This window comes from Solibacillus sp. FSL K6-1523, assembly GCF_038005225.1.
Taxonomy (GTDB): domain Bacteria; phylum Bacillota; class Bacilli; order Bacillales_A; family Planococcaceae; genus Solibacillus.
The window spans coordinates 2,427,952-2,447,905 of the sequence record NZ_JBBOSU010000001.1 but is presented as its reverse complement, the minus strand read 5'-3'; the positions used below and the strand labels follow the sequence as shown (position 1 = coordinate 2,447,905).

The 19,954-nt window shown below is 37.6% G+C and carries 20 protein-coding genes and 1 pseudogene; 19 read left to right on the top strand and 2 right to left on the bottom strand.

Going from position 1 to position 19,954, the window contains the following annotated elements; genetic code table 11:
- Positions 1-178: 178 nt before the first annotated feature.
- The 11 genes from kduI to MHI10_RS11545 all read left to right on the top strand — a co-directional run bounded on the left by kduI (position 179) and on the right by MHI10_RS11545 (position 10,216).
- Positions 179-1,009, top strand: a complete 831-nt coding sequence (kduI, locus tag MHI10_RS11595) for a 5-dehydro-4-deoxy-D-glucuronate isomerase (protein ID WP_340785585.1) — start codon at positions 179-181, stop codon at positions 1,007-1,009.
- Positions 1,010-1,039: 30 nt separating this feature from the next.
- Positions 1,040-2,002: a C-terminal binding protein gene (locus tag MHI10_RS11590; RefSeq protein WP_340785583.1), complete on the top strand. Its 963-nt coding sequence runs from the start codon at positions 1,040-1,042 to the stop codon at positions 2,000-2,002.
- A 16-nt stretch (positions 2,003-2,018) separates the two neighbouring features.
- Positions 2,019-3,059: a TRAP transporter substrate-binding protein gene (locus MHI10_RS11585; RefSeq protein WP_340785580.1), complete on the top strand. Its 1,041-nt coding sequence runs from the start codon at positions 2,019-2,021 to the stop codon at positions 3,057-3,059.
- Between the two features lie 16 nt (positions 3,060-3,075).
- Positions 3,076-3,561: a TRAP transporter small permease gene (locus tag MHI10_RS11580; RefSeq protein WP_340785579.1), complete on the top strand. Its 486-nt coding sequence runs from the start codon at positions 3,076-3,078 to the stop codon at positions 3,559-3,561.
- Between the two features lie 28 nt (positions 3,562-3,589).
- Positions 3,590-4,897 (top strand): TRAP transporter large permease, encoded by a 1,308-nt coding sequence (locus tag MHI10_RS11575; RefSeq protein WP_340785577.1) that lies wholly within the window; start codon positions 3,590-3,592, stop codon positions 4,895-4,897.
- Between the two features lie 254 nt (positions 4,898-5,151).
- Positions 5,152-6,153, top strand: a complete 1,002-nt coding sequence (locus tag MHI10_RS11570) for a zinc-dependent alcohol dehydrogenase (RefSeq protein WP_340785576.1) — start codon at positions 5,152-5,154, stop codon at positions 6,151-6,153.
- A gap of 10 nt (positions 6,154-6,163) precedes the next feature.
- Entirely contained in the window at positions 6,164-6,919 is a 756-nt protein-coding gene (locus MHI10_RS11565; protein ID WP_340785573.1) for an SDR family NAD(P)-dependent oxidoreductase, read from the top strand.
- A 19-nt stretch (positions 6,920-6,938) separates the two neighbouring features.
- Positions 6,939-7,850, top strand: a complete 912-nt coding sequence (locus MHI10_RS11560) for a DMT family transporter (RefSeq protein ID WP_340785572.1) — start codon at positions 6,939-6,941, stop codon at positions 7,848-7,850.
- Positions 7,847-8,611, top strand: coding sequence for a 2-dehydro-3-deoxy-D-gluconate 5-dehydrogenase KduD (gene kduD, locus MHI10_RS11555; RefSeq protein ID WP_340785571.1), 765 nt, complete (start codon positions 7,847-7,849; stop codon positions 8,609-8,611). The genes MHI10_RS11560 and kduD overlap by 4 nt, the downstream gene beginning before the upstream one ends.
- 26 nt (positions 8,612-8,637) lie before the next feature.
- Positions 8,638-9,585, top strand: coding sequence for a sugar kinase (locus tag MHI10_RS11550; protein ID WP_340785570.1), 948 nt, complete (start codon positions 8,638-8,640; stop codon positions 9,583-9,585).
- Positions 9,586-9,598: 13 nt separating this feature from the next.
- Positions 9,599-10,216, top strand: coding sequence for a bifunctional 4-hydroxy-2-oxoglutarate aldolase/2-dehydro-3-deoxy-phosphogluconate aldolase (locus MHI10_RS11545; RefSeq protein WP_340785569.1), 618 nt, complete (start codon positions 9,599-9,601; stop codon positions 10,214-10,216).
- A 1,186-nt stretch (positions 10,217-11,402) separates the two neighbouring features.
- Here MHI10_RS11545 and MHI10_RS11540 read toward each other — a convergent pair.
- Positions 11,403-13,397, bottom strand: coding sequence for a methyl-accepting chemotaxis protein (locus MHI10_RS11540; protein ID WP_340785568.1), 1,995 nt, complete (start codon positions 13,395-13,397; stop codon positions 11,403-11,405).
- 303 nt (positions 13,398-13,700) lie between these two features.
- On the opposite strand from MHI10_RS11540, the gene MHI10_RS11535 reads away from it, so the two are divergent.
- From MHI10_RS11535 to MHI10_RS11500, 8 genes are all read left to right on the top strand, one after another.
- A complete protein-coding gene (locus MHI10_RS11535) occupies positions 13,701-14,864 on the top strand; it encodes a toxic anion resistance protein (protein ID WP_340785567.1) in 1,164 nt (387 codons plus the stop codon).
- A gap of 180 nt (positions 14,865-15,044) precedes the next feature.
- Positions 15,045-15,977, top strand: a complete 933-nt coding sequence (locus tag MHI10_RS11530) for an alpha/beta hydrolase (protein ID WP_340785566.1) — start codon at positions 15,045-15,047, stop codon at positions 15,975-15,977.
- A 13-nt stretch (positions 15,978-15,990) separates the two neighbouring features.
- The gene (locus tag MHI10_RS11525) at positions 15,991-16,398 is read left to right on the top strand and encodes a hypothetical protein (RefSeq protein WP_340785565.1); all 408 of its coding nucleotides are present in this window, start codon (positions 15,991-15,993) and stop codon (positions 16,396-16,398) included.
- Positions 16,399-16,550: 152 nt separating this feature from the next.
- Positions 16,551-16,853 carry a cytosine deaminase gene (locus tag MHI10_RS11520; protein ID WP_340785562.1) on the top strand — a complete coding sequence of 101 codons (303 nt, stop codon included), beginning with the start codon at positions 16,551-16,553 and terminating at the stop codon, positions 16,851-16,853.
- A gap of 134 nt (positions 16,854-16,987) precedes the next feature.
- Positions 16,988-18,115 (top strand): M20 family metallopeptidase, encoded by a 1,128-nt coding sequence (locus MHI10_RS11515; protein ID WP_340785561.1) that lies wholly within the window; start codon positions 16,988-16,990, stop codon positions 18,113-18,115.
- A gap of 173 nt (positions 18,116-18,288) precedes the next feature.
- Positions 18,289-18,444 carry a hypothetical protein gene (locus tag MHI10_RS11510; RefSeq protein WP_340785559.1) on the top strand — a complete coding sequence of 52 codons (156 nt, stop codon included), beginning with the start codon at positions 18,289-18,291 and terminating at the stop codon, positions 18,442-18,444.
- Between the two features lie 108 nt (positions 18,445-18,552).
- Positions 18,553-19,071: a GNAT family N-acetyltransferase gene (locus tag MHI10_RS11505; protein WP_340785558.1), complete on the top strand. Its 519-nt coding sequence runs from the start codon at positions 18,553-18,555 to the stop codon at positions 19,069-19,071.
- A 96-nt stretch (positions 19,072-19,167) separates the two neighbouring features.
- Positions 19,168-19,728, top strand: coding sequence for an AAA family ATPase (locus tag MHI10_RS11500; RefSeq protein ID WP_340785556.1), 561 nt, complete (start codon positions 19,168-19,170; stop codon positions 19,726-19,728).
- Positions 19,729-19,741: 13 nt separating this feature from the next.
- Here MHI10_RS11500 and MHI10_RS21435 read toward each other — a convergent pair.
- Positions 19,742-19,864, bottom strand: a pseudogene (locus tag MHI10_RS21435) (IS3 family transposase); the annotation flags it as partial.
- Between the last annotated feature and the right edge of the window lie 90 nt (positions 19,865-19,954).

Sequence of the window (19,954 nt, the reverse complement as noted above, 5' to 3'; positions counted from 1 at the left end):
TAAAGCTATTTGAAAAAGAATATCAAAAAATCATACAATCGCAAATAAGATTTCAGAAAAATTATTTTGTTCTTGATATTCTGATTAATCTATATATATAATTATAACTAATGGAACTGAGTTCTACAATGTGGAACTGAATTAAATGACAGCGTTTACTTAACAAGGGGGAATTAACATGAAAATTATTTATGCACACCATCCAGAAGATGTAAAAAACTATACAACGGATAAACTGCGCGAACAGTTTTTGATGGAAAAGGTATTTGTTCCAAACGAAGCTACTTTTAGTTATAGCCATGTAGATAGAATCATTTATGGTGGGATTCAACCGATTGATAGACAAGTAACACTTGATGCAGGGAAAGAACTTGCAGCACAATACTTTTTAGAACGTCGCGAAATGGGTGTCATTAATATTGGTGGACCTGGCCGTATTCATTGTGACGGAACTGCTTTTGAGGTAGGCAATAAAGAGGCACTTTATATTGGGCGTGGGACACAAGATTTAAGCTTTGAATCAGTAGATAGCGAGAATCCTGCAAAATTTTATGTGAATTGTTGTCCAGCACATAAAACATACCCAACGACAAAAATTGATTTGGAAAAAGCGATTCAACGTCCAATGGGTACGGATGAAAATATGAACAAACGAGTAATCAACCAATACATTCATCCAGATGTACTGGATACTTGTCAGTTAAGTATGGGAATGACGGTACTTGAAGAAGGTAGTGGCTGGAACACAATGCCATGTCATACACATGAACGCCGTATGGAAGTTTATTTCTACTTTAATATGGAAGAGGATACACGTGTATTTCATTTAATGGGTCAACCACAGGAAACGCGCCATATCGTAATGGCAAATGAACAAGCAGTACTATCACCAAGCTGGTCTATCCATTCAGGAATTGGGACGAAACAATATACATTCATATGGGGAATGTGTGGAGAAAACTTAGATTTCGATGATATGGATCATGTCGCGATGCAAGATTTGAAATAATCGAAACACGAACATCTTAGGGGGAATTTCATGAAAGTCATCATTACGGATTGTGATCATTCAGATATTCAAATTGAAACTGCTATTTTCAAAGATTTTAATATCGATTTTGAATTACAACAAAATAAAACAGCAGCAGATTTAATCAAAAATTGCCAGCAAGCAACGGTGGTAATAAATCAGTACGCACCATTTAACGAAGAAGTGCTATCTTCACTACCAAACTTGAAAGTAATTATCCGTTATGGTGTGGGGGTCAATAATATTGATTTAGACGCCGCAACGAAATATGGTGTACAAGTTTGCAACGTTCCGGATTATGGTACACAAGAGGTGGCCGATCATGCACTTGCAATGACATTGGCTTTGACAAGAAAAATCCCGTTAATGGATAAGCTCGTAAAAGACGGAAATTGGGATTATCAAGCGAGTGTCCCAATTTATCGTCATAGTGAACAAACAGTAGGTATTGTTGGCGTTGGGCGAATTGGTTCAGCTTTTGCACTTAAAGTAAAGGCGCTTGGTATGAAAATAATTGCCTTTGATACATCTGCCGAAAAGAAAATGCAAACGGATGAATACTCGTTTATCGAGTTTGTATCATTTGATGAACTAGTTGAACAGTCAGATGTTATTTCCATCCATTGTCCTTCAGATCAAGCGATGAATCTATTTAATAAATCCGTGTTTACTAAAATGAAAAATAGTGCATATGTAATCAATGTTTCTAGAGGTGGAATCATAGATGAAGAGGCACTTTATAATGCACTTGTTACGAAAGAGATTGCAGGTGCGGCACTGGATGTAGCGGTGAAAGAGCCGATTGACAAAGCTTCACCATTATTAACATTAGATCAATTTATTTGTACACCTCATATGGCTTGGTATTCAGAACAAGCCGCGCAAGAATTAAAACGTAAAGTGGCAGAGGAAGCAGTGAGATACGTGCAAGGACAAACCTTACACTATCCTGTGAATAAATTAAACAACTAATTAAGGGGGATAAGAAATGAGACTTTCAATTAAAAAGTTTGCGATGCTAGGTTTATTTTTATTAATGATAATGGCTTTAGCCGCTTGTGGTGGTGAGGAATCACCGACATCAGGTGCAAAAGGTGATGCAGGGACTGATGTAAAAGCACAAGTATTAAAAGTAGCGTTTAACCAACCTGAAACACATCCACAGTATAAGGCAATGGTGGAATTTGGTGAAAAATTAAAAGAGCGTACAGGTGGCGCATATGAAATCGAAATGTTCCCGAATGAACTATTAGGTGCGCAACGTGAAACAATTGAGTTAGCACAAACAGGTACAATTGCCATGTCAATTGTTGCAGGTGGTTTATTAGAAAACTTTAATGAAGATTTTGCCGTATTTAACTTACCATATGTGTTCGAATCGGCGCAGCATCAAATGTCTGTGTTAAATGATCAAGAAATTGTTGGTGATTTATATGCTTCATTAAAAGATCAAGGATTATTTGTAGCTGGGGCATTCCACTCGGGCGTACGTAATGTATATAACAGTAAAAAACCAATTAACACACCAGAAGATTTAAAAGGAATGAAGATTCGTATTATTGAGTCAGATACGAATATTCAAATGATGGATCTTATGGGTGGAGTAGGTACGCCAATGGGTCAAGGTGAAGTGTATACAGCTATTCAATCAGGTGTCATTGATGGAGGAGAAAATAACGAACTAATTTTCTCAGATTTAAAGCATTCTGAAATTTCACCTTACTATTCTTATACAAAACATTTAATGTTCCCGGACTATTTACTAATTAACTCGAAGTTATTTGATGGTATGTCAAAAGAACATCAAGAAATTTTCCAAGAAGAATTACAAGTAGCGATCGAACAAGAAGTTAAAATGTGGGATGAAGATGTTAAAAAAGCAACGGCTGATGCAGAAGCAGCAGGCGCAATCTTCAATGATGTCGATACAAACATATTCCGCGAAGCTACGAAACCTGTTATTGAAGCAAAACTTTCTTCAGATAATGCAAAAGCATTATATGAAAAAGTTCGCTCAGCAGCAAAATAATGGCGGTGATTATTAAATGGAAGCAATTAAAAAAATATTAGATAAAATTTTATCAACTATATGCGTCGTAATTTTCGGCGCATTAGTTGTCCTTGTGACGTGGCAAGTATTTACTCGTTTTATATTGAATAATCCAAGCGTCTTTTCTGAAGAGCTAGCGAAATATTGCTTTGTTTGGTTAGTATTATTCGGCGCAGCGTTTGTATTTGGTGAAAATGGACATATGCGAATCGAATTTATCCAAGATTTATTCCCAAAGAGATTGAAAATGGTCACGCAAGTTTTCATTGAAATAAGTATTATTCTCTTCTCAGCTCTCGTCCTACTATCGGGTGGTTTAACAACGACGAAAATAGCGTGGACACAAATGTCTGCTGCCTTAAAAGTGCCAGTCGGCTATTTATATGCGGCGATGCCAATTAGTGGAGCTTTCATTATTTTCTATTGTGTATACAATATTTACGTTATTTTCAAAACGAAGAAACCATTAGAAATCATTTAATTTTGATTAGGAAAGGAGTATGAGTGAGATGACTACTGCCGGTATAGCAGCTTTAATATTATTTTTAGGAGTAGCATTTTTCCTAATTATTGGTGCACCGATTAGTATCAGTGTTGGTATTGCTTCGGTTCTTGCCATGTTTTCAATATTAGGACCAGAAAATGCACTTCAAACATCTGCGCAACGTATGTTCACAGGTATGAATTCCTTTACGTTATTAGCAATCCCATTTTTCATCCTAGCAGGAGTTATTATGAATAACGGTGGGATTGCGATGCGTTTAGTAAATTGTGCGAAAGTACTGGCGGGAAGAATGCCTGGTTCACTTGCGCAAACAAATGTATTGGCCAATATGATGTTCGGCTCGATTTCGGGCTCAGCAGTTGCAGCGGCAGCCGCAGTTGGTTCAACAATGTCACCACTGCAAGAAAAAGAAGGCTATGACCGCTCATTTAGTGCAGCTGTTAATATTGCATCTGCACCAACAGGGATGCTCATTCCACCAAGTAATACATTAATCGTGTTCTCATTAGTAAGTGGTGGGACATCGATTGCTGCGTTATTTATGGCGGGTTATGTACCAGGTATTTTGTGGGGATTAGGTTGTATGATTGTTGCCTTTATTATGGCAAAACGTAAAGGTTATAAATCTGATGAGCGTGTAACATTAAAGCAAGCAGTTAAAGTATTTATTGATGCTATTCCAAGTTTATTACTAATTGTTATCGTAATTGGTGGGATTGTTAAAGGCGCATTTACAGCGACAGAAGGTTCAGCGATCGCAGTCGTCTATGCACTATTATTATCATTTATTTACCGTACGATTAAAGTGAAAGATTTACCAAGAATTTTATTAGAATCAACGCGAACAACGGCCATTGTTATCTTCCTAATTGGCGTTTCTACTATTATGTCATGGGTTATGGCCTTTACAGGAATTCCAAAATTGATTGCCGATGCTCTACTTGGGTTTACAGATAACATGTTCATAATCTTAATTATTATGAACATTGTGCTATTAATCGTGGGAACATTTATGGACCCAACACCAGCGATTTTAATTTTTACACCTATTTTCCTGCCGATTGTTTTGCAGTTTGGTATGGATCCTGTTCATTTTGGAATCATGGTTGTATTTAACTTAAGTATTGGAACAATTACACCACCGGTAGGACCTGTATTATTCGTCGGTGCACGTGTAGCGAAAATGAAAATTGAACAAGTAATAAAACCTTTATTGCCGTTCTTTGCTGTAACAGTGGCTGTTTTATTGCTCGTTACTTATATTCCGCAGCTTTCATTATGGTTGCCAAAGTTATTAGGCTTTATTAAGTAAGTTAATGAACGGTACATTTCTCCATTTATGAAATGTACCTCATTTAAGTTATTTCAGTGGGTTTGAAACCCCACTGAATAGGGGAACTCTGGCTAAAAACGCCGCGTCCTGCGGCAACGCCTGAGTGACCAACCTCGTGTTGGCCCAAAGCCCCGGCGGATGTCACGGATTTTTAGAGGAGATTTTCGAGCGTGTTCGAAAAAATCTGGACAAAAGTTAGCCAAGGCATAATTGATAAATAGGAGGTTATGTTCATGAAAGCGATTTTTTATACAGCACCTCAAATTGTTGAGTGTGGAGAAACTGAAAAACCAGCCGTTGCGGAAGGTTATGTATTATTGAAAAATGCATATGCAGGTATTTGCGGAACGGATTTAAATATTTTTGCGGGAACACACCCGCGTGCACAAGCACGATTAATTATTGGGCATGAATTTTCAGCAACAATTGAAAGTGCTCATCCAGTTTATCCGATTGGTACAAAGGTGACAGTCAATCCATTAATTAGTTGCGGTACATGTATCCCTTGTCAAACGGGGCAAACACATGTATGTGATGATTTGAAATTAGTCGGGATTGATGTGGATGGAGGAATGGCTAATTATGTGGCTGTTCAAGCAGATAAGATTATTCCATTACCAGACGAGCTTTCATTAAAAGTAGGTTCACTTGCAGAACCAGTTGCGGTTGCCGTTCATGCTGTTCGAAAAGCAAGATTTTTACCAGGGGATCGCGCTGTTGTTTACGGAGCTGGAACAATTGGTTTATGTGTGGCACTCACTTTACGTGCATATGGTGCATCAGAAGTGATCGTCATTGAAAATAATGACTTGAGGCTAAAAAAGGCAAATGAATTAGGGTTTACTACATTTAATCCAGCAACAGATTCAATCGTAGAACAGTTAAAAACATTAACAAATGGCGCAGGAATCGACTATGTGTTTGATTGTGCAGGTCATCCAGCTGTGCTAGCTCAAGTAACGGAAATTGTGAAAGTGCAGGGGACAGTTGTTATTGTGGCCGGCTATAAAAAACCAGCAGAATTGAATTTACTACAAGGCATGTTTAAAGAACTATCAATGCAATTTGTTCGTGTTTATACAAATCGCGATATTGAACTAGCACTTGATTTATTAGTAAAACATAAGCAATTTGAAGAAATTATTACGCATGTACTTCCGGCTGAACAAGCAAAAGAAGGCTTTGAACTACTCACAACACCAACAGATGCAATAAAAGTTTTATTCGCATTTTAGGAGGATTTTTATGCAAACATTATTTAGTTTACAAGGTAAAAATGCAGTTGTTACAGGAGGCAGTCGCGGATTAGGAAAAGAAATGGCGCTCGGTTTAGCTAGTGCGGGTGCGAATGTCGCGATTATTTCACGAACGGAATGCCCAGAAGTTGTAACAGAATTAGAAGCACTTGGTGTAAAAGCGATTTCAGTTGCCTTTGATATTGGTGACATCGCGAATCATGCACAGTTAGTAACGATTATAAATGAAAAATTAGGTCACATTGATATTTTAGTAAACAATGCAGGTGTTCAAAAGAGACATCCCTCTGTAGAATTCCCCCAAGATGATTGGGAGTTTGTTATGAATGTCAATGCGAATGCAGTCTTTAGTTTATGTCAAAAGTTTGGGAAGCCGATGTTGGAAAAAGGTAAAGGGAAAATTATTAATTTAGCTTCTTTATTATCATTCCAAGGCGGTTTAACTGTACCAGCTTACGCAGCGAGTAAAGGGGCTGTCATGCAATTTACGAAGTCTTTAGCAAATGAATGGGCTTCTAAAGGTGTCAATGTCAATTGTATCGCACCTGGGTATATGGCGACAGAAATGAACGATGCATTAATGAAAGATGAAGTGAGAAGTCGACAAATTATGGATCGAATTCCAGCAGGACGTTGGGGCTCTGGGCAAGATATGCAAGGGACGGTCATTTTCCTCGCATCGGATGCATCCAATTACATTCATGGCTTTACCATTGCAGTGGATGGCGGTTGGCTAGGTCGTTAAGAACGAAGGGGTTATGAAAATGGCAAATATAAAAGCGTATGGAATATTAGTATTTGTCATGTTGATATGGGGAATTAATGTTCCTGCTGTGAAGTATTTAACTTCCAATGCGTCACCAATTACGATGACATCGCTCCGTATTTTTATTGCAGCTATTGTCGTATTTATCATTTTATTTTCGTTGGGGATTGTTCGTCGATTAACGAGAACGGAATGGAAATATGTGCTCATAGGGTCCTTATTAAATGTTGTTTTGCATCATTCATTAATGTCGATAGGTGTTAGCAAAACAACGAGTGCTAATGCGAGTTTAATTATTGGGACAGGTCCGATTTTAACAGCAGTGTTAGGAACATTACTGTTGAAAAACTTACCAACCATTATTCAGTGGATTGGTTTTATCATTGGGATGTTGGGAATTGTAGTTGCGGTCATTTTTACAGGTGGAGAAACGGCTCTATTATCCGCGGGTGATGCATTTGTATTTTTCTCTATATTCTCTCAAGTATTTAGTTTTATTATTATTTCAAAAGCATCAAAAACGATGGATCCTCGACTGCTAACAGCTTATATGTTTTTAATTGGCTCATTTACTTTAGCGGTGTTGAGCTTACTACTTGAACCAAGTGGATTTAAAGAACTTCCGTATAGCAATCTTCAGTTTTGGGCGGTATTAATTGGATCTGGGGCGATTGCAACAGCACTTGGTCACATGCTTTATAACAATACGATTCCACAAGTTGGTGCGGCAAAGTCATCAATTTTCATCAATTTAAATACATTATTCGCATTAATAGGATCGGCTATTTTATTAGGAGAGCCGATTACAGTCATACACTGGATCAGTTTAACACTCATCATTTTTGGTGTGTTGCTCGGTTCAGGTGCATTAGAGCATTTTATCCAGTATAGAAGGAGGGAATTAAAATGAATTTTCAATTAGACTTTTTTTCACTAAAAGGGAAGACAGCGTTAGTAACAGGTGCTCGTACAGGGATCGGGCAAGCCATTGCGGTTGGTATGGCAGCTTCAGGAGCACATGTGATCTTAGTAGGTCACCAAAATAATATGCAAGAAACGCAAGAAGAAATTACAAAAGTAGGCGGTAAATTTGATACATATTTAATTGATTTAAGTGATGTTGAAAATTTACGCGGAAAAATACAGCCACTATTAAAAAAGCATGAAATAAATATTTTAGTCAATAACGCAGGCATTATTTATCGTGAGCCAGCTGCACAACACCCAGAAGACGAATGGAACCGTGTCATGAATGTGAACGTAAATGCTGTATTTACGCTATGTCAAGAAGTTGGAAATCAAATGATCCAAAATGGAAGCGGCAAAATTGTAAATATCGCTTCCTTATTATCATTCCAAGGTGGGATAAATGTCCCGAGTTATACTGCAAGTAAACATGCGGTAGCGGGGCTTACGAAGGCATTGGCGAATGAGTGGGCTGCGAAGAATATTCAAGTGAATGCAATTGCACCGGGTTATATTTCAACAAATAATACAGAAGCACTGCGAAATGATGAAACGCGTAGTACAGCGATTTTAGAGCGTATTCCTGCAGGGCGTTGGGGGCAAAGCGAAGATATTGCAGGAGCAGCGGTCTTTTTAGCGTCAAAAGCATCAGATTATGTGACGGGGCATGTTTTAGTTGTTGATGGAGGCTGGATGGGTCGTTAATTTTAGGACAGCGAGAGGGTGCAGGAATGGATATTATAACAATTGGGGACGGCATGATTACGTTTGACCCGGGTGCAAAAGGGCCTTTACGTTTTGTCAATCAATTTGAACGTAAAATTGGTGGTGCAGAACTAAATGTGATTATTGGCTGTGCTCGTTTAGGATTACAAACAGGCTGGATTAGCCGTTTAGGAAAAGATGAATTTGGACGTCATATTTTGAATACCGTTCGAGGAGAAGGCATCGATATTTCGGAAGTGAAATTAGTAGAAGGATATGCGACATCTTTAAACTTTAAAGAAATTCGCGAATCTGGAGACGCAAAAACATTTTATTATCGAAAAAACTCTCCTACTGAAACACTGACGCCGGAAAATTTACCTATAGCGTATATTAAATCGGCGAAAATACTTCATGTAACAGGTGTGTTTCCTGCAATTACCGAACAAAATCGACAAGTCATTTTGGAAGCGATTAAACTCGCAAAAGCAAACGGGGTAAAAGTTTCATTGGATCCAAATATTCGGTTAAAGCTTTGGTCGAAGGAACTGGCAAGAGAAACGATTTTAACGTATTTGCCATATGTTGATTATCTCTTAACTGGAAGAGATGAGTTAGAGCTTATTTTTAATACAACGGATGATGATATACTATTTGAAAAAATTTCAGCGTATTCATTTGAACATGTCATTGTGAAAGAGGGAGCTAAAGGTGCTTCCTTTTATCAAAATAATAGTTGGATTACGATACCTGGATTTGAAGTGAATAATGTTGTAGATACAGTAGGTGCAGGTGATGGATTTGACGCAGCATTTTTATATGGAATTTTACAAGGTTGGGCGCTGGAAAAGGTAATTCATCTAGCAAATGCTGTTGGCGCAATGGTAATTCAAGTGCAGGGGGATAATGAAGGGTTACCTTATTTTGAGGATCTTGAAGTATTTTTAGGTACAAGAGAAAACATAGAAAGATAAGGGGCACACAGTGATGTATACAATTTTAAATGATATCAATTTGATTCCGGTTTTACGTAAAGTTCCTTATGAAAAAAGTGAAGAAGTGATCCGTGCCCTGATTGATGGGGGCATTCGAGCGATTGAAATTACGTTGGATACAGTCAAAGCGATTGAAATGATTCAACAGGCTAAAGAGCAGTTTGGTCACCAAGTGTTAGTCGGTGCTGGTACGGTATTAACGGTTTCGCAATGCGAAGAAGCCATTCAAGCAGGAGCTCAGTTCATTGTTTCACCGTCATTAAATTTAGAGGTTGTAAAATATGCACTGAGCGCTAATATTCCTGTTATACCGGGAGTGTTTACGCCATCAGAAATGCAAACAGCTTATGCAGCAGGCGCGGAAACGGTCAAATTATTCCCTGCATCTTCGTTAGGTCCGAAATTTATTAAAGATGTGAAAGGTCCACTCGCGCATATACAAATAATGACGACTGGTGGAATTTCGATTGAAACAGCTAAAAGTTATTTAGAAGCGGGCGCTATGGCTGTAGGTGCAGGTAGTGATTTACTGAAAAAAGAGTGGATTCAAAAGAATGAGTGGGTCCTCCTTGCTAAAGAAGTAAAAGCATGGCTTGAAGTGATTAAATAAAGCGGTATGAGGAGCTGTCTGAAAATGGACAGTTCCTTTTTCAATGGTGTGGATGCTTCTAGTTCTTTAGTTTATGTGAAAGCATTACTAAAGAATATCCATATAAGAGAAGGGTTAATACAAAGACTGTCGAATATTGTAGGTAGTTGAGGTGAGTAAATGGGCGTGTATTGAGGTGTTGAAACAAAAGTTGAAGGCGTATGAGATTCCGGATTATTGGGCGACAGAAAGTGATCTATCGAAACACGAAGCAATACTTATGCTTAAATTTTTTGGGACACACATAGTTTGTAGCTCACTTTTAGTAACAACTCCAATTGAATGAGTCAAAAAATGTGGATAGGGCGAAATGATATAAATAATTTGTGCCAAGCAAATCTACATTGTGATTTTTTATATGGTGCGAATCATAAGCAAACATGAAAACCCTGGAACACTCGCACCAATTATTCTATAGATTGTTACCTGTTTTTTTATTGTTATTCAGGACTTAAGTGTTGTAAAGGTGATATTTTTGTTAGTTTTAAGTGAAATATGATGTTTATACACCTAATTTCACAGTCTCACCTTGTATTAGGTGAGTGGATTGAAATGAATACCACCCTTGTTAGTTTTTTTGTGGGCTGGTCTCACCTTGTATTAGGTGAGTGGATTGAAATCAGTGGACAGTGTTTTAGTTGCTAAAACTGCTCGTCACACCTTGTATTAGGTGAGTGGATTGAAATGTTAATGCTGCGTAAGATAGACATAGCCAAATGTGTCTCACCTTGTATTAGATTAGTGGATTGGAATCTCACGCAAAAGAGAGTTAATCATTAATCCACTAGAACAAAATCCAAATACAGGTGAGCAACAGATTGCATTATTAATGAAAGCAAATTTTAAAAATGAATTTAAAGCAAAATACAGGCTAATAAGAGGGGAGCCCACGTAACAAAAATTCTCCCCAAAATAATTTCTTTTAAAATAGAAGTTTCAATTTCTTATTTCCGGGTATTATATAAATATGCTCATGTTAATAAATGTGGGTAGTAGGTCTCTCCCCCAATAGTAGACTTGAAAAGATGTCCTTTCGCGCATAAAAAGGACATTCTTTTTTCGTAAGGAATTCAACAACTAATAAAAAAACGCGTTCAATTGAATAGGGCAGCCCCTTCAATCGAACGCGTATTTTATTTATAATCGGCTATATTTTAAAACGGCTAATGGCAACGGCTAAATCATTGCTTAAACTGTTTAGTTGCTCAGAGGCTTCGGCAACCGATTGAATGGCACGGAGCTGTTCATCGGAGGAAGCGCTCACTTCTTCACAAGTAGCGGCAACGGTTTGCGCATTTGTCGACATTTCCCCGATTGTGGAAAGAACATTATCCTTGTAAAGAATCATTTCTTGAATTTCTGCTGCGAGTAATTCAAAAGAGTGTTCGATTGTTGTCATGTTGTTCGACAATTGGTTAAATGTTTGTGTTGTTTCTTCCACTACAATGCCTTGATTGTCAAAGGTTTGTTCCATTTCATACATTTGTGTTGTAACGGAATGCGATTCGACTTCTAATGCAGAGATGGTTGCTCTCACTTGCTCGGTAGCGGCAGCGGATTGCTCGGCTAGTTTTCGTACTTCCGTGGCAACAACAGCAAAGCCTTTTCCGTGAACGCCAGCCCGTGCTGCTTCAATGGAGGCGTTTAAGGCAAGTAAATTCGTTTGGGCAGAAATGGAAGAAATACTGTCAATGACAGACTCAATTGACGTAATTTTCGTTTCAAGTGCTGCTACGACATTCGACATTGCATACAAATCATGTTTGGAATGCTCGAAGCTTTTTAACAAGTCGCGCATTTTCTGTTGGCCCAATGTATTTAATTGCCCCATTTCAGTCGTTGTTTGTTGAACGGCTATTGTTTGCTCATGCATTTTATCAATTTCGGAACCTAATTGCGTCGCTTGTAGCGTAACTGCATCCGCGTGTTCAGATGACTCCGTAGCACTTGCTGCAATTTCTCCAATAGCTTGTGAAACTTCAATGCTAGATGCACTCGTTTCTTCCGCCATCGCACTTAAATGATGGGAACGACTTTCAACATTGGAAGAAGAATGCTGGACGACGCCAACAATTTCTTTCATATTCGTAATCATTTGATTAAAATGATGTGCAAGTCGGCCAATCTCATCCTGTGTTTTGACTTGAATTTGTACCGTCAAATCCCCATTTGATACGCGTCCCATCAATGTTCCAAGCGTGTAAAGAGGCTTGATCATTCGCGAAATAAAGAAGTAAAGTACGATAAAAGTTATGATTAAAATAAAAATAGTGACGAAGAAAATAACTTTCTGAATGTCTGTAGCAGTTGCATTAAGGTTCGATTCTTTATAAACTGCAGCAATCGTCCAATTAATATCAGGGACTTTTGCATAGATAATTGTATGATTTTCCCCGTCTATTTTTGCTTTTACGGCATCATTCATTGCTGACGATGCGAGTATGCTGGCTATGGTCTCTTGTTCCTTAAGATTTTCGCCTACATTGGTCGGGTGAACAATTGCAATTCCCCTTGAATCAATGATAATTGGGTAGCCTTCATAGCCTAACTCAATATCTTCAACCATCGCAGTTAATTGGGATATTAAAATGTCGACACCGAGAACCCCAACAATTTTCCTGTCAACTTTCACCGCAACAGAAGCGGTAAGTGTATATTCTCCTGTCGCTTTATCAATATAAGGGGAAGACCATTGCACCTTATCTGCGTTGTGGATACTGTTTTGATACCATGTACGTGTCAGGGAGCGAATATTTTTGATGTCATCAAAATGTGGATGAATCGTAATCAGGTCTTGGTTCGCAAAATAAATAGCTGAGGTTGCAGGAAAGCTTGTCGTAAAATTTTCGAGTTGTTTCCGGTAGAGCGAATCTGCCTCGCCGTTATAAGTATGGTCCTCGGCTTGCGCAAACTTTTTGACCTCTTCTGAAATGGACATATTATAGAGTACTTGCTCATATGTGCTTAAAAAGGTTGTGATTGTAGAGGATACTTGTGTGACAAGGGTACCACTTTGTTCGGTAACGGAATCAACCGTTTTATTTTTAATGATTGTTGAACTAATTGTAGCTAATGAACCAAGTCCCGCAATGACGATGACTACAACAAGTCCAATTATTCGCCATCGAATGGATAATTTCATAAATTTGAGCCTCCCTAGAAATACGTATGTATGACTGAATCCTATTTTTCTAATAATTATTTCGGATTAGCATAATTAACTGACAATTTAAAATGATGTAAAATAAATTTAAGAGAAAATATTGGATTTAATAGTATTATAATACTATTAATATTGTAACATTTCAATTTATTATTAATGTTCGAATGTCCTACACAATGCAATCATGTATTTTTAGTGTAAATGGTATATAATTTAAGGAATGTGAAACCTTTTATGTGTTAATTCGTATGTAATAATAGACTATAAAAACGGGGGATATAGATGACAGAGAATCCATTATTTGATGACTTAGATAAACGTACGCAGCAGCAAGAGCAGCCGATTCACGAGGTGACAACGCCTGCACCTGCACCTGCACCACAAGTTTTAGTGAATGAGCAAGAGCTATCGCAAATTCGCCAACGACAAGAGGCATTGAAACAACAACCATCCGTTCAAACATTGGCACAAAAAATCGACGTAAAAAATCAAATTGCTGTATTAGAATTTGGTAAGGAAACAGCTACGGGTATTTCGACATTTTCAGACCGTATGTTGGCAACGATTAAGCAAAGCAATTTAGAAAAATCAACGACACTATTGAATAATTTAAATAAAATTATGGATCGTTTTGACCCAGTTGATTTCCAGGAAGAAGAGAAAAAAGGCTTTTTGAAGAAATTGTTCTCAAAAAGTAAAGAGAAGCTTGACAGCATCTTGTCAAAATACGATACGATGAATAAGGAAGTCGACGTAGTTTACACGGAAATCCAAAAATATGAAATCGAAATGAAACGCAATACGGTTCAGTTGGAGCAAATGTATGATGAAAACTTAAATTATTTCCATACATTAAGTGAGCATGTGGCGGCGATTGATTTAAAAGTTATCGAGTTACGTGACAAATTACCGGCTCTTTCTGCACAAGCAGATGCGGGAGATCATGAAGCCATTATGGAGCTTGAAACGGTAACGCGCGGCATTGAATTACTTGAGCAACGTGCTTATGATTTAGAAATGGCACAGCAAGTTTCATTCCAATCGGCGCCTCAAATCCGCTTGATGCAGCAAGGGAATAATCACCTTATTGGAAAGATTAACTCTGCGTTTGTGACGACGATTCCTATTTTTAAGCAAGGGTTAATTCATGCGGTAACGATGCAACGTCAAAAATTAGTTTCGGAATCGATGGCGGAGCTTGATAAACGTACAAATGAAATGCTCGTGCGCAATGCAGAAAATGTACGTCAAAATTCGGTGAACATTGCACGTCAAGCAGGTAGTCCAAGCATTAAGGTTGAAACAATTGAAACAACTTGGCGATCAATTATGGCGGGAATTGAAGAAACGAAGCAGATTCAAGCCGAAACAGTACGCAATCGTGATGAAGGACGAAAACGTATTGAGCAGTTACAACTGGAGTATGAAAAACTGAAAAGAATGTAATGTTCAAAGCCTAACAGATTGGAGCACCTCCGAATTGTTAGGCTTTTTTTGTATAAAAGGTATTTGCAATTTAAGGTGGAGTTCTTTATAGTTATAACATAGTAAGTTTATAGGGATTGAAAGGATTGGGTATTCACAACTAAAACGTAATGAACTAAACGAAAAGGAACGTGAGAAGCAATGGCGAATTTATTGGAAAATACAAAACGTTATTTAGCGAATAAAAATAAATTACCTTCATTGGCATCAATGGATTACGCTAAGGCAAGAAGAATGCGAGCAGCTATGCCGAAAAGTGATTTCCAATTAGCTCCGTTAGCAAAAGTAGAAGAGCGCTTTATTACCGTTCGTGATGGACAACAAATTGCTATACGAATTTATACGCCTTTTGGGGACGGACCATTTCCGGTAATTGTTTATTTTCATGGTGGCGGTTGGGTTTTGAATGATTTAAATACATGCCATGAAAGCTGCTCACATTTAGCGCACGTAACAAACCAAATTGTCGTATCTGTTGCGTATCGGTTAGCGCCAGAGCATAAATTTCCAGTGCCCGTAAACGACGCATGGGATAGTGCACTTTGGACACTCGCACATGCAGAACAATTCAACGGAATCGGCAGCCAAATTTCAGTTGCAGGGGATAGTGCGGGTGGCAATCTCGCCATCGCGGTTTGTCAGCTTGCAAAGGAGCAGGGAAATTTGCCGATTACCGCACAAATTTTACTTTATCCTGTAACGGACTTGAGCTATAGTAGCAACTCCTATACACTATTTGAGAAAGGTTTTGGGCTCGATAAAGATGTGATGCAATGGTTTGGTAATTACTATATTAACGCACAAATAGATGCAAAAAATCCGCTCGTCGCTCCTTTACAGCTAAAGGATTTTTCATCATTACCGCCTGCTATTATTATTGTGGCAGAAAATGATGTTTTGCGTGATGAGGCTGTACAGTACGGAGAAGAATTGCGCGCAGTAGGGACGAAAACGGAAATTGTAACAATGGAAGGTGTTGTGCATAGTTTTTTCACAAATAATGACGCGTTTCCAATCCAAATCCAAGAAGCTATCGACCAAATTCAAACTTTCTTAGTAACAATCGCTGATTAGATGGAGGAGTTATGTGCAAGTACTAAGTCGTAAATTTTCAATCGCACTAATATCAATCGTTTTATGTAGTTTCATACTAACAGTCGTAAGCATAGCCGTTTCACAAAAATATGATATCCCGTTTAGCACATTATGGATGACATTTATCATTTTAAGTGCACCGATGTTTTTAATTGTAGGCGTGCTTTCTTCGTTTATTTATGGGAAATTTATTCGGTCTACGCTCATTCGTTTCATTTGCTATGTTATAACCGGTACAATTCTCATCATCCCATTTTCAAAATACTATTTTCATGATTCGAATGCGCTACGATTTGCTATTATTGGCGCGTGTGGGGCAATGCTCTTTTTCGTAATCGAATGGTTGTTTGAGCGCTATCTTTTTCGTGGACATTATCCGAAAAAGAGAAAATTATCTTAAATAGTTTATTGAAATCCACTATGAGCGCTTTTTGCCATGGTGGATTTTTACTGTTGACTTAAACAATTATTCACTCCAAAGAAAGTATAATCCATGCGCGTGTTTGTCTACACTGTAAAAAATGAGTGATGCTCAATCATGAAGGGAAGAAAATGAAAATGGATGTAAATGTGTTAATGATCGATGAACTGTTAAACATGTCAAAAAATCGTGTTCGAAAAGCAACGGAAAGAGATGTTTTAAATATAAAAAATGAAATGCTTTTGCTATTAAATGATAAATTCAACACAGAAGAATCAACAGCTATTCGCACATTAATTAACGAATTACATTATTTGAATGTCTATGTTGAAAAAGAAGATGACCATAAAATTATTTACTCTTATGAACCACCAAAATTTTCGCCAAAAAAACTGACGATTAAGGAAGCGGGATGGATCAAAATTGATAAATAAAGGGCCTTTCTGAAACCAAACCTGTAAAATAAAGAAACAATGGATGCCTAAGTGTAAAAGCTTAGGTATTTTTTATACACATTTCAGGGTAAAGATAATAATCAATTGAAAACGGAAAATGGAGGCGTCAAGATATGGAAGCATTCGACTATTTTACGTTACATGAAAAGGAAATTATTGAAGATATAAAGCGACTCGTTCAATTTGATTCACCGTCGCAAAATAAAGCGCTTCTGGATCGTTGTAAGGAACTGATTCAAACGATGTTTTCCGATGCGTTTCTAATGAAGGCAACGGAATATATAATGCTGCAAAATGGTAATCATTTACGTTTTGAAATGGGGGATGGGCCTGCGCAAATTTTAATGATTGGTCATTATGATACAGTATGGGATCCAGGTGTACTGCAATACCGCGAAGAAGCAGATAAACTATTCGGTCCAGGAATTTTAGATATGAAATCGAGCATTGTGAGTGCGATTTGGTTTTTTAAATACGTCAAAGAAATGAAGTTACCTTTGAAAAAACGGGTTGTGTTTTTTATGAATAGCGATGAAGAAATTGGGAGCCCGTCGTCCAGACCATTGATAGAGTCAGAAGCGAAAAAATCGGTGGCGGCATTTGTGCTGGAGCCTGCTGTGACGGTATCTGGAAACTTAAAAGTTGCACGAAAAGGGACGTCACATTATTTGCTCAATTTAAAAGGAGTTGCTTCCCATGCAGGAAACAATCCGCTTGATGGGGTCAGTGCGATTACCGAGGCGGCGCGGCAAATTTTAGATATTGAGCATTTAAATGATTATGATAGAGGAACGACGCTCAATGTTGGCATGATGCAGGGTGGGGGCAAGTTAAATGTGATACCTGATGAGGCACATTTAGGCGTGGACGTGCGCTCTGTGACGAAACAGGAGCAACTGCGCATCGACGACTATTTTGAAACGATACAACCGCATGATGCACGTGTAAAAATTGATGTAGAAGGTGGCATTAATCGACCACCAATGGAGCAGGATGCAGAAAGTGAAGAACTATTTGAAGTAGCGCAAGAGGAAGCGAAACAGTTAGGATTTAACGTGGGGGAGTCGGCAGTCGGGGGTGCGAGTGACGGCAATTTCACAGCACTATATGTACCGACACTAGACGGACTAGGCCTTGTCGGCAATGGCATTCATGCTGAAACCGAGCATATATTAAGGGCACATATTGTAGAACGCTTTGCCTTGTTAACGAAAACTGTATTGCAAATTGCGAATGATTAAATCGATCAGCATTATCATTAAAAACAGGAATTTCAGTTGTATTTGTTAGAAAAGAAGCAATATCCTATGGTACATGCAAACTGGCTGAAGGTATTGATATTCGAAATAAAAATATTTGTATTATCGAGGATGTTGTAACTACTAGTGGACAAATCCTACTAAGTGCAGAAGTTTTGAAAAATATTGGAGCAAAGGAAAAAAATGCGTTATGTGTAATCGACAGAAATCAGTCAGATAAAGAAAACTTATTCGAAGCAGAATTGCTATTACACTCGCTGCTTACAATGGAAGATTTACTCGCAGTTACAAAACAACAAAAGAATAAATAGTTTTTCTTATATAGGTAATGGAGGCGTTGATCCAAGAAGGGATTAACGCTATTTTTATAGAACTTGTTCAATTAGAAATCGATTAAAATTGAATGGTGGTTTGTACAAATGAATATATTTATTGAAAAATTACGTGCTTCAGACGCAGAAGATTTGCTAAATTTTGAACTTGAAAACAGAACTTTTTTCGAGGAAATGGTTCCGACGCGTGGAGATGAATACTATAACCCAGAGTATTTTAAAAAAAGACATGAAACGTTACTTGAAGAACAAGTTAAAGGAAGTTCATATTTCTACTTAATTAAAGATAAAGATAGCTCCATTCTAGGAAGGATAAATTTAGTGGATATTGATGAATCTGATAAAATCGGTTACCTCGGTTATAGGGTGGGGCAAGCATATACTGGTAAAGGAATTGCTAATAAAGCATTGAAAATATTAGTAGATACCATAACTAACGAAGACGTAAAACAGATCAAAGCCAAAACAACAACTAATAACTTAGCATCCCAAAGAATTTTAGAGAAAAATGGATTTGAGAGAATAGGTATTAGTAGTGAAGCATTCGAAATGAATGGACAGAGGCTAAGTTTCGTTTATTACGCTTTGAATATTTCATCTTCTTGAAATACGAACGAGGGCTTTACTTGAAGATAATTGAGTTGCAAATACAGTTCTTTTTTTGTTATTGAACTAAAGGGAAGTTTTCTTGGGAGGGATTTTATGAAATTTGTTCATATATTTGGACCACAAGCGGTTGGTAAAATGACAGTTGGGCAGGAGCTAGCAAAAATAACAGATTTAAAACTTTTTCATAATCATATGACGATTGATTTAGTTAATCATTTTTTTGATTACAGTACAAAAGAAGGGAAAAGATTAGTAAATTTGTTTCGTCAGGAAATTTTTGAAGAGGTTTCAAAGAGTAATTTGTATGGAATGGTCTTTACTTATGTTTGGTTGTTTGATCTAGAGTCGGATTGGGATTATGTTAAGCGCCTTACCCAACTTTTCGAGTCTAGAGGAGCCACTGTTTACTATGTGGAATTGGAGGCAGACGTAGAAGAGAGACTTGAGCGAAATAAAACCCCAAATAGGCTAGAACATAAGCCTAAAAAAAGAGATATTGAATGGTCTGAGAATGACTTAAAATGCACAATGGAGAAACATAGATTAAATTCGTTAGAAGGTGAAATCACATTCCAAAACTATATCAAGATTAACAATACAAACTTAAGTGCTAAAGAAGTAGCGAAGATAGTTAAGAGGGAATTTCATTTATAGGTAAATGAGTGATTTATAAAATCGTTCGGTATTGTACTGGACTCATTTTTAATTTTGCCTTCACTCGTTTCGAAATATAAAAATCAATACACTTTTCTAATTCTTTTATGAAATGCTCGATACTTTCAATTTCCTTAAATTTTTTATTTTAGCTGCTGGAATACTTTTCATACGTCGGTCTTCATGTAACGATCGAAATAATGCCTTCATAAATCGTAACCTCAAC